Below are 14,236 nucleotides of genomic sequence, written 5' to 3' on the forward strand. Positions count from 1 at the left end.
GCAGTCGCGACGACGGATTCCGCAGGGCTAGGCTCGTCAGCTTTGACGGAGGGAGCTCAGGGTGCGGCTGTACGCGGCCGTGGCAGCCGGTGGTTTCCGGCGCCATGCGACGTATCGGGTGGCCACCGCGGCAGGGGTGTTCACCAACACCGTCTTCGGCTTCATCCTGGCGTTCACCTACATAGCCCTCTGGGACGAGCGTCCCCGGCTCGGCGGCTACGACATGAGTGAGGCGCTCGCCTATGTGTGGATCGGCCAAGCCCTCCTCGCCGCCTGCGGCCTGATGGGGGGTGGGTTCGAGGACGAGCTGATGGAGCGCATCAGGACCGGTGACATCGCCGTCGACCTCTACCGCCCCGCCGACCTCCAGCTGTGGTGGCTGTCCGCCGCCCTGGGCCGGTCCGGGTTCCTGCTCCTCGGGCGGGGCGTGGCGCCGCTGGCCGTCGGCGCGCTCGCCTTCGACATCGCGCTGCCCGAGCAGTCGCTGACCTGGCTCGCCTTCCTCCTCTCGGTGGCCCTGGGCGCGGTGGTGAGCTTCGCGGTGTGGTTCCTGGTGGCGCTGAGCGCGTTCTGGCTGATGGACGGTCAAGGGGTGGTGCAGGTGGCGTGGCTGTCGGGGATGTTCTTCTCGGGCATGCTCCTGCCCCTGCACGTCTTCCCGGGCGCGCTTGGCGAGGTCGCCCGCGTACTGCCCTGGTCGTCCATGCTCCAGGTCCCGGCGGACGTCTTCCTGGAGAAGCGCACCGGCTGGGGGCTGGTGGAGGCGTACGCCTTCCAGGGCGGCTGGGCGCTGGTCCTGCTGCTGGCGGGCCGGGCCCTCCAGGCGGCGGCGACGCGCCGGGTGGTGGTGCAGGGTGGCTGATCGGGATCTCGCGCGGGACTACGGGCTCGGGCACGGCCTCGGGCACGTCGGCACGGGGCTCCGCGCGTACGGGCTGATCGCCGCCATGTGGGTGCGGTCGACGATGACGTACCGCTTCTCCTTCGTGATGACGCTGCTCGCCAACTTCGTCGCCACCGGCTTCGACTTCGTCGTCATCCTGCTGATGTTCGGTCAGGTGCGCGGCCTCGGCGGCTTCTCCTTCGCCGAGGTGGCGTTCCTGTACGGGACGACCGCCACCGCCTTCGGCCTGGCGGACATGGCGCTGGGGCAGACGCAGCGGCTGGGGCGGCGGGTGCGGGACGGCACGCTGGACACGCTGCTGGTGCGGCCGGCGCCGGTGCTGGCGCAGGTGGCGGCGGACCGGTTCGCGCTGCGGCGGCTGGGCCGGGTGTCGCAGGGGCTGCTGGTGCTGGTGTGGTCGCTGGTGGTCCTCGACGGTGTGGAGTGGACGCCGGTGAAGGTGGCGCTCGTCCCGCTGATGGTGGTGTGCGGCGCGCTGATCTTCGCGGCGGTGATGGTGGCGGGCGCGGCCTTCCAGTTCCTGGCGCAGGACGCGGCGGAGGTGTCGAACGCGTTCACGTACGGCGGCAACACGCTGCTCCAGTACCCGCCCACGGTCTTCGCGACCGACCTGGTGCGGGGCGTGGTGTGCGTCGTGCCGCTCGCGTTCGTGAACTGGGTGCCCGCGCTGTACGTGCTCGGGCGCCCGGCCCCGGTGGGGCTGCCGGGGTGGGCGGCGTTCGCGTCGCCGGTGGTGGCGGTGGTGCTGGGGGCACTGGCGGGGCTGGCGTGGCGGTTCGGGGTCCGTTCGTACCGGAGTACAGGGAGCTGAGCAGCGGTGAGCGACGAGAGCAGGGAGCCGGACCTCATGGACGCGAACCTCATGGACGCGGACTTCACGGACCCCGACTTCATCGAGCTGGACGGCGTCGAGAAGGTCTTCGACGTACGGCGCCGCGTGCCCGGCACCCTGCGCCGCGAGAAGCGTCAGGTCCGGGCGGTGGACGGGATCACCTTCCGCGTGGCGCGCGGCGAGATGGTCGGCTACATCGGCCCCAACGGCGCCGGGAAGTCCACCACCATCAAGATGCTGACGGGCATTCTGACCCCGAGCGGCGGCCGGCTGCGCGTCGCCGGCATCGACCCCTCGCGCGAGCGCACCCGGCTCGCGCGGCGGATCGGCGTGGTGTTCGGGCAGCGTACGACCCTGTGGTGGGACCTGCCGCTGCGCGACTCGTACCGCCTGATCCACCGCCTCTACCGGATCCCGGAGGCCCGCTACCGCGAGAACCTCGACCGCTGCGTCGAGCTCCTCGACCTCGGCGAGCTGCTCAACGTACCCGTGCGCCAGCTCTCCCTGGGCCAGCGCATGCGCGGCGACATCGCGGCCGCGCTCCTGCACGATCCGGAGGTGCTGTACCTGGACGAGCCGACCATCGGCCTCGACGTCGTCTCCAAGGCCAAGGTGCGGGAGTTCCTGCGCGACCTGAACGCCGAGCGCGGCACGACGGTCCTGCTCACCACCCACGACCTGACCGACATCGAGCAGCTGTGCAAGCGGGTGATGGTCATCGACCACGGTCGGCTCATGTACGACGGGGCGCTCGGCGGCCTGCACGAGGTGGGGCGGAGCGAACGCACGCTGGTGGTCGACCTGGAGCGCGAGCTGCCGCCCATCGAGGCGCCCGACGGGGCGCGGGTGGTGCGGGTGGAGGGGCCGCGGCAGTGGCTCGCGTTCCCGGCGGCACAGTCGGCGGCGCCGCTGGTGGCGCGGATCGCGGCGGAGTACCCGCTGGTGGACCTGTCGGTGCGGGAGCCGGACATCGAGGCGGTGATCGCCAAGATGTACGCGGAACGGTCGGAGGCGCCGGGCGCCGGAGTGAAGGGCTAGGGCCTGTCTTCCGGATCTTGCCGGGCTCGCGTGGCCTGGCACCGCACCTCTCCCCCGTAGCCCTTCGGGCACGGGAGGTGCCCCCACCGCAGTGACTCCCTCCTCCGCCTTGCGATGTACGGCACCAGACCCCGCTCCCTGATCCGGCCTGATCCGAAAGACAGGCCCTAGAGGTCCTGATCGCCGCGACTCATGAGCTCGGCGACGTCGACGGAGCGGGCCATCCGGCGGTAGCCGGCGTCGTTGGGGTGCAGCCCGTCCCCGGAGTCGTACGCGGGCAGCAGCCGCGTCGGCGCGTACGGGTCGCGCAGCGCGCGGTCGAAGTCGACGACCTCGTCGAAGACGCCGCCCGCGCGGATGGTGGCGTTGACCTGCTGCCGTACGGCCTCCAGCTCCTTCGTGTACCGCCGGTGGCCGCCGAACGGCATGAGGGTCGAGCCGACGACGCGCAGCCCGCGCGCGTGCGCCTGCCGCGTCAGCGCGGTCAGGCCGTCGGTGATGCGGCGCGGGTCGGTCTCGTGCGGCGGGCGGATGATGTCGTTGATGCCGAGGCAGACGACGACGGTCCGCACGCCCGGCCGGCCCAGCGCGTCGCGCTCGAAGCGGGACAGGGCGCTGGGGCCCCTGCCGTCGCGCAGGACGCGGTTGCCGCCGATGCCCTGGTTGAGCACGGCGTAGCCGCGACCGCGCAGCCGGTCGGCGAGCACGTCCGGCCAGCGGCGGTTGGCGTCGCGGGTCGAGCCGACGCCGTCGGTGATCGAGTCGCCGAAGACGACGACCGCGCCGCGGGCGGCCGGGTTGACGACGTCGACGGCGGCCAGGTGCTGCCAGGTGGGGGCGGCCTCGGTGTACGCGGCGCCGCTCACCTCCCGCGTGTGGTCGCCGTCGGCGGCGTACGAGGTCTGCCGGGCGACCGGGTGCCGGGTCACGGGCGCGCCGGCCGGGACGTACAGCGTGACCAGGAGGTCACCGTCGTACGGGACGGGGAGGGGTATGGGATCGCTGACGGCGTCGGCGCCGGGCGGGACGGTGACGTACGGCCGGCCGGCGAAGGTGACGCGCCGCAGCGTGCCGGGCACGGCCGCCGCGCCCTCGTCGCGTACCGCGAGGGAGGCCGCGTCGACGCGGAGGGCGCGCTCGCCGCCGTACCGGTTGGTGAGGGTGATACGGGCGGCGGTGCCGCCGATGCTGGTGTGCACGACGTTGCGGACGGAGCGGGCGGTGGTCAGGTGCGTGACGGGGGCCGGCTCGACGGGCGCCGCCGACCAGGTGCCGGTCCATCCGGCGGTGCCGAGGGCCGTGGCGGCGTGGGCGCCCTGGCGCGGCAGGGCGCTGCTGCGGACGGGGCCGTCCGCGCCCGCCCGCTCCACCGCCGTGAAGATCCCCCCGCAGCCCAGCACGGCCGCCGCCAGCACGACGGCCAGCGGTCCCCGATGTACTCCCCTCATGACGGACATCATCCGGCATGGACACGGGAACTCGGCGTGCGCCCCGGGAGTACCTGAGGTAGGGACCCAGGGAGAGGGACTACGTACATGGTGGTGCGGATGAACCAGTCGAAGACCCCGCTCGTGGCGTTCTCGTACACGGCGGCGGACGAGGAGAAGCGCCGCGGTGTGCGCCGGATGAAACTCATGGCGAGCGGGCTGCTGCTCCTGGTCGCCGTCATCTACACCCTGGCCACGTGGGCGCGGAACTCCGGCGTGACCGGCTGGCCCGGTTATGTCGCGGCCGCGGCGGAGGCGGGCATGGTCGGCGCGCTGGCGGACTGGTTCGCGGTCACCGCGCTGTTCCGGCGGCCGCTGGGCCTGCCCATTCCGCACACGGCGATCATTCCGACGAAGAAGGACCAGCTGGGGGCCTCGCTCGGTTCCTTCGTGGGCGAGAACTTCCTCTCCGGCGACGTCGTACGCGCCCGGCTGCACGCCCTGTCCATCGGCCGCCGCCTCGGCGCGTGGCTCGCCGAGCCCGCGCACGCCGACCGGGTCACGGCCGAGCTGTCCACGGCGCTGCGCGGCGCGCTGACCGTGCTGCGGGACGCGGACGTCCAGGCGGTGGTGGGCGAGGCGGTCACGCGGCGCGCGGAGGCGGCGGAGATCGCGCCCGGGCTCGGCAAGACGCTGGAGAAGGTCGTCTCCGACGGCGCGCACCACGGCGCCGTGGACCTCGTCTGCAACCGCGCCCACGACTGGCTGGTGCTGCACGCCGACTCGATCATGGAGGCGGTGCAGGGCGGGGCGCCCGGCTGGACGCCCCGCTTCGTCGACCGGAAGGTCGGCGAGCGCGTCTACAAGGAGCTGCTGCGCTTCGTCACGGAGATGCGGGACATGCCGGCGCACCCGGCGCGCGGCGCGCTGGACCGTTTCCTGACGGACTTCGCTTCCGACCTCCAGGCCGACACGGACACCCGGGCGCGGGTGGAGCGCCTCAAGTCGGAGCTGGTGGCGCGCCCGGAGGTCCAGGACATCATCGCGTCGGCCTGGGCGTCGGTCCGCGCCATGGTGATCTCGGCGGCCGAGGACGAACGCAGCGAACTGCGCCTGCGCGCCCGCGCCTCCCTCCTCGCGCTGGGCCGCCGCCTGGCGACCGACGCGCGGTTGCAGGCGAAGGTGGAGGGCTGGGCGGAGGACGCGGTGGTGTACGTCGTGACGACGTACCGCGCCGAGATCACGTCGCTGATCAGCGAGACGGTGGCGGGCTGGGACGCTGACCAGACGTCGCGGAAGATCGAGGCCCACATCGGCCGGGACCTGCAGTTCATCCGTATCAACGGCACGGTGGTCGGTGCGCTGGCGGGCCTGCTGATCTACACGGTGTCGCGGGCGGTGGGCGGTTAGGCGCGCGGTGGGCGTCCCGGGTTCGTGCCGGGGTCGTGCTGGGCGGGCGCCCGGACCCTGCCGCCCGGGCCCCGCCCAGCCACCATGGGGAGGTGCCGTCTTATACGCGGACGGCGGGCGCCGTGTTCAGCGGCGCCCGCGCGGGTTTCGGCGGCGACTGGAGCGGCCGCCGGCCGCGGCGTACCGGCCCGGCGGCGGGGCTCGACGAGTTGAGCGGCGCGGCGTGCACAGCGGCCCGAGCGGGTTCGGCGGGCCCGGCGGGTTCGGCGGGCCCGGCGAGCCCGCCGACTCGACAGGCTCTGCCGATTCGGCCCGGCGCGAGCCCGCCGACTCGACAGGCTCACGACAGGCTCAGGCGACTCGGCCCGGGTTCGTGGAGCCCGCCGACTCGGCAGGATCAGCCGATTCGGCCCGGCTCCGCGGAGCGCCCCGACTCAGCCGTTCTGGCGGCCGACGGCCCAGGACGCGGCCGCCATGGCCCCGGCGACCGAGAACACCGCGGGCCACGCCCCGACCTTCTTCGCCAGCGGGTGCGACCCGGCGAACGCGGCTACATACGCCGCGGTCAGCCCGGCCGCAGCCTTCCCTCCGCTCTGCCGCTGCCACTCCCGCGCGGCCACGGCCCCCGCGGCCGCGAGCGCCACGCCCCCGAGGGGCCGCTTCTTGGTCCACCGCGCCACGGCGTACCCACCGACGAGCCCACTCGCCGCCACGGCTGTTGCCGGAATCCTGGCCATCTTCGCTGTCCTGCCTTCCGCACGCGTGTTCATGCCTGCCCCGAGGCTAACGCGGGGGGTGTGGACGCTTGCGGCGTCCCCGTACGCGGACCCGAACGCCACCGTCACGATCGGCCGACAGGAGGTAACAGCCAGGGAAGGTGCAGGACCCTTCCTGCCACCAGCACGTAACAACCGCACGCCCCAGGCATGGCGGGCCGCGCCGTACGGGCACGAAACGCGCATGCCGACCCCCACGCCGCCGCACCGCTACGCCGCCGACCCGCTGGTCGTCGCGCAGGACGGAGTGGCCACCGTCCACCAGCTCATGGACCTGGGCTGCGCGTCCTCCGCGATCGCCGCCCACTGCCGCCCGCCGGGCCCCTGGCGCCGGTTGCTGCCGCGGGTGATCGCCCTCCAGTCGACGGACCCCACGCCCCAACAGCGCTTGCGCGGAGCCCTCCTGTACGCGGGCCCCGACGCGCTCCTCACCGGCCCGGCGGCCCTGGCCCTGTACGGCCTGGCGTCCGTCCCGTCGCCCGCCGCGCTCGCGAAGGTGGACGTCCTGGTCGCCCACCGGGCGACGCCCCGCAGCCACGCCTACGTCCGCGTCCACCCCACGGTCCGCCCCGCGCTCCGGGTCCCGGTCCGCAACCTGGCCTGCGCGCCCCTGCCCCGCGCGGTCGCGGACGCGATCCCGCACCTCGGAAGCGAGGCCGCGATCGCGGCACTGCTGACGGCGACCGTGGAACGGGGTCTCTGCCGGCCCGACGACCTCATGACAGAGGTACGAGCAGCCGCGCAACCGGGCGGCGAACTTGGGGTGTTGGCGGTTCTGCGCCGGTTGGACGAGTCCTGAACTGCCGCGCTTGCGACCGGTGCAACCCGGATGGGTAACCGCTATTCGCAGGCCTGTCACCGTGGTGGGCTTCAGGCACACAGCTGCGACCTCAAGGAGTCGCTGGACCCGGCCCAGACGCGGTTCGAGGCCGAAGTGCGCGAGCCGGACGCCAGGTTCAGCGCACGAGCCGGTCTTCCTCGGTGATGTCGTAGTGGCGGACGGCGATGTCGTAGCAGCCGCTCTCGGTCTCGATGCGGCTGGTCGTTCCGCCTCTTCGTGTGGTTGACGGACACTGATGCCTTGCTGTCAGCGGGTACGGAAAAGCTGCACTCGACCATCCTCTTCGCGGTCACGCGTGAGAATCCGTTCTCCGGGATTCTGTTGTGCGAATCATTCGAAATGGAACCCGTGGGCATAATGAGGCAATGGGTAGTATTGTGCCTAAATCGCACACATTCTTGTAGCGTGCACCTCCTGGGTGTCGCTTACGTGCGCAACCGCCCTGGGGGTGCATGCCTGGCCAGTAAGCCCTGTGCTCTGGTCCGTTGATGCGGAGCCGCACGAATGGGCGTCGCACATCCGTCCCGTCGTGTGATGCTCCTCGAATCCGACGAGCGTTCGTCCGACTCGCAGGGAGGTTGATATTTGCGATTTGCCCATTTTGCCTGAACAGTGATGTTAGAACTCTTCATTTTGCTGGTCGAATGAAGTGCCCCCTTGTACGATCTGCAAGCGCAGACGTGGGAGGGCGCGGGAGTGACACAAGACTTCGCGGATTGGCTCAACGGGATGCTGCGGCAACGGGACATGCCGCAGAAAGAGTTGGCTCAACTTGTAGGGGTGACGCCGGCGGCGGTCAATGCTTGGGCGAAGGGACGATCCGTACCTCGGTACGAGAAGATCGCAGACATAGCGGAAGCCTTGGGTGTCGCGGTCGAAGACGCTGTGAGTCGCCGTCCTCCTGAGTCGACACCGTCCGAGTTGGAGTGGATCTTTCAGCGGGCGCCACAGGATGGCAGCAGAATCGGCGGCAACGCCGCAGCGTACGCGTTCGCTGCCAACCTCGAGGTGCTGGCGCGCGAGGCGACGCAGAACAGCCTTGACGAACAGTTGGAGCGTCGGCTGCCGGTGACGTCTCGATTTGTCCTGCACGAATTGACTGGCTGTCACCTGCGGGACTTCCTGTCCGCCCTTCGGTGGACTTCGATCGAACGACACCTCCGCGAAGCTGCGGACCGGCGGCAGAAGGCCGGACGAGTGCTGCTCGACGGTCTCAACGAATTGGAACGGACCGGTCGTCTCGTCCTGCTTCGGATCGACGACTACAACGCGACCGGACTGACCGGTCCGGACTACGACGACGGTCGTTTCGCCCGTGTCGTCCGGCGGACGTTGGACAGTGGCAAGAACGGTGCTCAGGGTGGGTCGTACGGTTTGGGAAAGGCGGCTCTGTGGGCGGCGAGCAGGTTTGGTCTCGTACTCGTCAACAGCACCCTTTCCGAGGCTCAGGACGGCCGACACGAGCGTCGGATGGCCGGCAGGCTGGAACTTCCTTGGCACACGTTGGACGGTGAAGAGTTCGCAGGTCCTGCCTGGTTCGGCATCAGGGACAAGGAGCGCACGAACTCGGCACGATCCTGGTGGGCCGACGACATCACCGCCGAGAGCCTGTACTTGGAAAGGAGCGATCCCTCCCCCGGCAGCTCCTTCTTGGTGGTCGGTGCCTACGACGGCTCCGGTGACACCGAGCAGTTGGAGGAGATGCACGAGCAGTTGGTGAACGGAGTTGCACGCAACTTCTGGGCTTGCATGGTCGGAGGCGAGAGGGGCGGCCCCTTGCTGCGCGCATCCGTCGCGGCGTGGCGGAACGGTCAGGTCGTAAGGGCAGAGCGCTACATCGACCCTCATGCTCACGAGCCGGCGAGGTCGCGAGCGGTGAAGGCGTTCCTGGACGGTCGAACGACGTCCGAGTTGACGTCGCGCGAAGATGTATTGCAGGCGTCCGTGACTCTCAAGCTGCCTGCCCACAAAGAACCCGTCATCGGTGGGGAGCAGCGGCCCACATCCCACGAAGCAGTCCTGCTCGTCACCCCGACGACAGAGGACGATCCAAAGCCGGATCACATCGCGTACATGCGATCCACACGCATGGTGGTGCGGTACAAGCGGGTCAACGATCTGCCTTTGGGGCACCGACATTTCCAGGCTGTTCTTCTCGCGGGCGTGGCTACGGGGGCCGACACCCCGGACGCCGTGGCCGCCGAACAGCTCCTGCGTACTGCCGAGCCTCCCGACCACAACGACTGGACCAGCACAGAAGACCTCACAGCCTCCTATGTACGTGGTGCCCGGCAGTGCATCCTCGACTTCAAGAAGACGGCCGAGCAGACCATCCGTGGGCTGTTGGAAGCGCAGGAGGAGGAGAGCGACGCGGACGAGGGGCCGCAAATTCTGCGAGACTTGCTGACCATCGGAACACCGGCGAAGTCGCGAACCCCGGGCTTTCCCGTGGTCCACGCTGTTGAGGGTGATGTGGCCGACAGTGGGGCATGGCGAGTCCGAGTGACCGTGAAGCTGCCGGAGCGTGACGCCCCCTGGGTCCTGGCCCCCGTCGCTCGGTTCGTCGTGAGGTCTGGCGGCAACCTACCCGTGAAGTGGGCCGGCACGCTCGTCCCGGAGCGCGACTGCGAGTTGACCAGAGACGGAAACCTGCGTTTCCGCCAAGGGGCGAGAAGAGGCGTCTTCCGAGGAATCACAGACGTTTCCACCCACCCCGTGGCAGCCGGCATGTCGTGCATCGAGGTGGATGTCCCGAGGGCCAAGGAGATTGTGGAGTGAAGAAGGCTTATCCCTACCCGATCCTGGCCGGAGACGTTGCCCTCACTGCGGACAAGGTCTGGGTCGACAACATCCCCCTTTCCCTCAAGCTCATCTCCGAGTCGGAGCGCGTGATCGCCCTCCACGCGATCAAGCGCGACTGGCAGGAGATACGGATCAAGATCTCGGTGTCCGTGGACCCCGACGAGTTGGCCGGCGGCGCATGGGTGTCGCCCCTCTGCCTCGGCACCGTACGCAATAGGAGGACCAACGTCCGCCTTACGTTTCCTCTGGAATACCAGGGGGCCGGGTGCTGGAGTGGTGAGGTGGAGCTGCGCCGAGGCGAGCACGTGGGGCGATGCGAGATCGATGCGTGGATCTCTGCCGAGGTTCACGGGGTGGAGGGTCGCCTGATCGGCCGGGCGGAAAAGAACTGGAGTGCCGACTTCGAGGCCAAGCAGCCGACCAGACAGCGAAGCATCAAGATGCTCTGGAAGAGCTTCGCGGACCACCCGCGGCTGAACGAGTTTCGCGATGACCCGTGGATTCTGGATGCGGAAGCCGGAGAGCCGATCCTATACCTGAACTCTTCTCTGGAAGGATTCAGGGCCGTGCTCGACAATGCTTCGATTCCGGAACACAAAATGGTCCGTGAGGTTATAGCCACCCAGATTGCCTCCGAGGCGTGGACAGCCATGTTCAATACGGCTTTGTACGTCAGCGCTGTCGAAGGAGGAGCGCCTCAGTGGCCAGGTGGCTGGCATGAGGATGTATTGCGCCGGATGTTGCCCGATTTCTTTCCGGAGACCTCTCCCGAAGAGGCCCTCGTTGATCTCGTCGGCCGCCGTACGGTCGGCGAGGGTGGATCCGATCTGCATGCTCGTCTGATGCATTCGGCGACTTTGCACTCGAAGAAGCAGAAGACCGTGGCGGGCACTGCACGGGCTCTGGCTCGTCTGGCGAGTACGGAGGACGAGGCGTGAGCATCCAGGTAAGTTCCGAGGTTCCGGCGAGGATAGGACGGCTGTCTGACGCCGTGGCCGGGCGGGCAATCACTCCACGCGTCCTGCAGGGGTACGAAGCGTTGTCGTTCTCGGCCTTCAAGGACAAGGTCGAGGAACCGGTCGACGGCACGGCGCGTTGGGAATCCGCGCCCGTGCTGGAACTCCTCGCCGAGGCGAGACGTCGGTTCGCAGGGTCGGCTCCCACAGTCAGTGATGCATGGCTGGCCCCTCGGCTGCATTGCACTCTTCGGCTAACGCGGGCCGAGGCATCGGACACGGGGATATGGAACTTCCTGGCCCTTTGCCTGGCACCGGACTTCGTTCGATGGCGTTGGGGGCGGGGCGAGAGTGGTCGAGAGGTGGCGCAGGCTGCCCGGTTCACCGGACGCTGGGATCTCCAGTGCTTCTCACGCTTGTGGTGGGCGGCAGAGCTTTTCCGGGACGGAAAAAATTATGGACCGGTCGAACTCGCCTGTGGGAATCAAGACATTCTCAATACGGTTCTGAGGCAGGAGATGGTCCAGCACCGACCCGCTGCGCAGGCACTTCTCCGACTGCTGCACAGGGGTGCCGTCAATACAGGACGAGAGGTCAACGCAGCCGCAGCTGTTGCGAACGCGGCGGGCGCCACCCTGGTATACGAGGCGATGGCACCCGATGAGCTGCAGGATGCCGAAGCGCTGCACGAGTGGATTCTCGCTGCCGGAGAGGGACCTGCCATGCAGTACGACACGTTGCCGCAAGGCCCGCACGACGGCAGTGTTCCGCACCGCTCCGCAGAAATACTGACGGCATGGTTCGAGAAGTTGTTCGCCGATGCGCCGGTCAGGGGCAGGCCCGCCGCCGGTGAAAGCTAGTGACAGCCCTCCGGCTTTTGCCTTTCAGGCGCTCAGTCGCTCGTGGATGGCTCGGGCCAGTGCGCGGCCCAGGCCGACGGGCACGGCGTTACCGATCTGTCGCGCAATCTGGATCTTGCTGCCGAACCACTTGAAGTCGTCAGGGAACCCCTGGATCAGGGCGGCTTCGTAGTGTGTGATGGGGCGGTTCTCCACCGGGTGCAGATACCGCCCCTTCTCCGGCTTGTAGAACTCTGTACGGATCGTGACGGACGGGCGGTCGTCGTGCATACGGCCCATGACGTCCCCGGAGCCGGTGTTGTGCCTGTCCCAGCTCTCCGTGGACAGGTACTTCTTCTCCCCGTTGACCGTGGCCCACTTACCCCGGAGGTCGTGACGATTGCCTCCGCGCCCAATGGCCTTGTACCGCTCCAATGAGAGATCCGTCGGTGTACGGCCGATGTGCAGTTCGGTCGTCAGGTAGGGGCCGGGCAGGAGGATACCCAGAGGCTTGTCCTCACGCTGGGGAAGGTTCACCTCGGGGGCATCCTTCGGGGTGCGGGAGAAGACCGCACGTCCGACAGCCACCCATGGCGCCAACTGCGGCGACTGTTCCTCGTCGAGCGTCGGCTGGGGGAGCGCAACGTTCCGAGCGTGCGTCGGACGCGGGTGCTCCAAAGGAGCTCCCGCGAGATCCTTCCGCGTGGCGATGACAATGGCCCTTCGTCGGGCCTGGGGCACACCGTAATCCGCAGCGTTGAGGACCTTCGAGCGGAGTTCGTAGTCGGCGAGAGGGCCGCCGGGGCGGGTCGCCGCCCGAAGCTCTTCGAACTGCCGGGAGGACAGGAAACGATCGACGTTCTCCAGTACGAAGATCTTGGGCTTGATCGTGGTGACTACGCGCATGTACTCGATCCAGAGCAGGTTGCGCGGGTCATCCACCTTGGGCTTGTCCGGGTTGTTTCTGTGCAGAGCGGAAAAACCCTGACAAGGGGGCCCTCCCATGACGACGTCCACGCGCCCTTCGTAGGGCCGGGCGTCCCATGTGCTGATGTCCACGTTGGCGACATGAGCGGTGCCGAAGTTTGCCGCGTAAGTGGCCGCTGCTGCTTCGTCGAACTCGACGGCTGCGACTGACCGGAAGGGGGAAGACCCCGGACCAGACGGTTCGTAGGCTCGAAATCCGGCCGAGAAGCCGCCCGCACCAGAGAACAGGTCCACCACCGTGATCTCGGGCTGGGCCGGGATCGTGCCCGTAGCAGTATCAGTCAAGGTGGTCGCCATGGGGAGTGAGTCTACTAAGGTGATCGCCTGGGTGGCGTGCGACCTCCGGCACCAGGCTGACCACGGCCAACGAAACCGACCGGTGCTTCAGATGGTACGTGCGGAACGATGAAGAGCGGACATGATCTGCCGCCCGACTGCCGCAGCGAGCGGCGGGGGCGTGGTCTGACTGATCTGCCGGTATGCGGATGTCTTCTTACCGAGGATCTCCCATTCGGTGGGGAACCCCTGAAGAAGGGCGACCTGGTCGACGGTGATCCTGGGCAGGCCGAAGCGAGGCTCAACCTCGAAGTTCATGCGGAAGTCGGGTCCCGGCACCGAGTCGCCGATGCTGCCGCCGTAGATCCCCCAGCGTGCCCAGATTGCCTTGGCGCGACTGGCCCCGAGGTCTGCGCCTCCTCGGCCGGTGGCCCCACCCATGATCAGTGGGGCCGGTTCGGAAGCTCGGGCGGCCCAGGCGGCGGCCTCCGGCCACCCGGCAGAGGCCATCGACTCGTAGAGCGCCTCTCCTAGGCTCGGGCACCTGCCGGGATGTGGTGCCGGCCACTGGAAGTGGGACAGATCCTCGGGGTGCATGGCAACCATGAAACCGTGAGGGCGATGCTGCGGCACACCGAAATCCGTGGCCGTAAGGACGGTCGACATCAATTCGTAGCCGAGGTCCTCAACAGCTTCTCGAACGGCTTGGCGCTCTGCCTCGAACTTCGCCGCGTGGAGGAAAGTGGGAATATTCTCCAGGAGTAACACCCTCGGTCGGATGTACGAGGCCATGTCCAGAGTGGCACGGAGGGTGTCCCGCTTGTCGTCCGTCGCGAGCTGCTTTCCCGCGATGCTGTAGGGGGAGCGAGGAAGGCCGCAGCTGAGCACGTCGGCGTAGTCCAACGGCTCGTGGTGCACGGGCTCGATGTGATGCAGGTCGTCATGAACCGTGTACCAGTGCGGTCGGTTGCGTGAGAGGGTGGCGCAGCTGTCGGGATCGATGTCCAACGCAGCGACGACATCGAAACCCGCTTGCTCGAGCCCAAGGGCCTGTCCCCCAACCCCCGCGCACAGCTCCACCACCGTGAAACGCCGATCCTGCATGTGCCCGCCTTCCCCGCCCCGACACTTGGCAACTCCATGGTAGG

Annotated in this window: 12 protein-coding genes; 8 read left to right on the forward strand and 4 right to left on the reverse strand. The window is 68.7% G+C overall.

What is annotated here, in order from left to right; translation table 11 throughout:
* The first annotated feature begins 61 nt into the window (after positions 1–61).
* The 3 genes from ACIRNI_RS12875 (at position 62) to ACIRNI_RS12885 (ending at position 2,774) form a co-directional block, all read left to right on the forward strand.
* Positions 62–862 carry an ABC transporter permease gene (locus ACIRNI_RS12875; protein ID WP_403550957.1) on the forward strand — a complete coding sequence of 267 codons (801 nt, stop codon included), beginning with the start codon at positions 62–64 and terminating at the stop codon, positions 860–862.
* A gap of 85 nt (positions 863–947) precedes the next feature.
* Positions 948–1,715 carry an ABC transporter permease gene (locus ACIRNI_RS12880; protein WP_403551592.1) on the forward strand — a complete coding sequence of 256 codons (768 nt, stop codon included), beginning with the start codon at positions 948–950 and terminating at the stop codon, positions 1,713–1,715.
* A gap of 36 nt (positions 1,716–1,751) precedes the next feature.
* Positions 1,752–2,774 (forward strand): ATP-binding cassette domain-containing protein, encoded by a 1,023-nt coding sequence (locus tag ACIRNI_RS12885; RefSeq protein ID WP_403551594.1) that lies wholly within the window; start codon positions 1,752–1,754, stop codon positions 2,772–2,774.
* Positions 2,775–2,941: 167 nt separating this feature from the next.
* Here the strand turns inward: ACIRNI_RS12885 and ACIRNI_RS12890 are convergent, their stop codons facing one another.
* Positions 2,942–4,222, reverse strand: a complete 1,281-nt coding sequence (locus ACIRNI_RS12890) for an SGNH/GDSL hydrolase family protein (RefSeq protein ID WP_403550959.1) — start codon at positions 4,220–4,222, stop codon at positions 2,942–2,944.
* Between the two features lie 99 nt (positions 4,223–4,321).
* Between ACIRNI_RS12890 and ACIRNI_RS12895 the strand changes: the two genes are divergently transcribed.
* The gene (locus tag ACIRNI_RS12895; protein ID WP_403550961.1) at positions 4,322–5,611 is read left to right on the forward strand and encodes a DUF445 domain-containing protein; all 1,290 of its coding nucleotides are present in this window, start codon (positions 4,322–4,324) and stop codon (positions 5,609–5,611) included.
* A 434-nt stretch (positions 5,612–6,045) separates the two neighbouring features.
* Here the strand turns inward: ACIRNI_RS12895 and ACIRNI_RS12900 are convergent, their stop codons facing one another.
* Positions 6,046–6,348, reverse strand: a complete 303-nt coding sequence (locus ACIRNI_RS12900; RefSeq protein ID WP_403550963.1) for a hypothetical protein — start codon at positions 6,346–6,348, stop codon at positions 6,046–6,048.
* Between the two features lie 223 nt (positions 6,349–6,571).
* Here ACIRNI_RS12900 and ACIRNI_RS12905 point away from each other — a divergent pair, with 223 nt between their 5' ends.
* The 4 genes from ACIRNI_RS12905 (at position 6,572) to ACIRNI_RS12920 (ending at position 11,846) form a co-directional block, all read left to right on the forward strand.
* A complete protein-coding gene (locus ACIRNI_RS12905; RefSeq protein WP_403550965.1) occupies positions 6,572–7,186 on the forward strand; it encodes a hypothetical protein in 615 nt (204 codons plus the stop codon).
* A gap of 699 nt (positions 7,187–7,885) precedes the next feature.
* Positions 7,886–10,006: a helix-turn-helix domain-containing protein gene (locus tag ACIRNI_RS12910; protein ID WP_403550967.1), complete on the forward strand. Its 2,121-nt coding sequence runs from the start codon at positions 7,886–7,888 to the stop codon at positions 10,004–10,006.
* Entirely contained in the window at positions 10,003–10,968 is a 966-nt protein-coding gene (locus tag ACIRNI_RS12915; protein ID WP_403550969.1) for a hypothetical protein, read from the forward strand. The genes ACIRNI_RS12910 and ACIRNI_RS12915 overlap by 4 nt, the downstream gene beginning before the upstream one ends.
* Complete coding sequence (locus ACIRNI_RS12920; protein ID WP_403550971.1) at positions 10,965–11,846, forward strand: DUF6339 family protein; 882 nt, start codon at positions 10,965–10,967, stop codon at positions 11,844–11,846. Before ACIRNI_RS12915 ends, ACIRNI_RS12920 begins: the two co-directional genes overlap by 4 nt.
* Before the next feature lie 24 nt (positions 11,847–11,870).
* On the opposite strand, the gene ACIRNI_RS12925 is transcribed toward ACIRNI_RS12920, so the two are convergent.
* The gene (locus ACIRNI_RS12925) at positions 11,871–13,109 is read right to left on the reverse strand and encodes a DNA cytosine methyltransferase (RefSeq protein ID WP_403550972.1); all 1,239 of its coding nucleotides are present in this window, start codon (positions 13,107–13,109) and stop codon (positions 11,871–11,873) included.
* A gap of 87 nt (positions 13,110–13,196) precedes the next feature.
* The gene (locus ACIRNI_RS12930; protein WP_403550974.1) at positions 13,197–14,192 is read right to left on the reverse strand and encodes a DNA cytosine methyltransferase; all 996 of its coding nucleotides are present in this window, start codon (positions 14,190–14,192) and stop codon (positions 13,197–13,199) included.
* Positions 14,193–14,236 lie beyond the last annotated feature (44 nt).

The organism is Streptomyces sp. NPDC093546, assembly GCF_044765045.1.
In the GTDB taxonomy this organism is placed as follows: Bacteria; Actinomycetota; Actinomycetes; order Streptomycetales; family Streptomycetaceae; genus Streptomyces.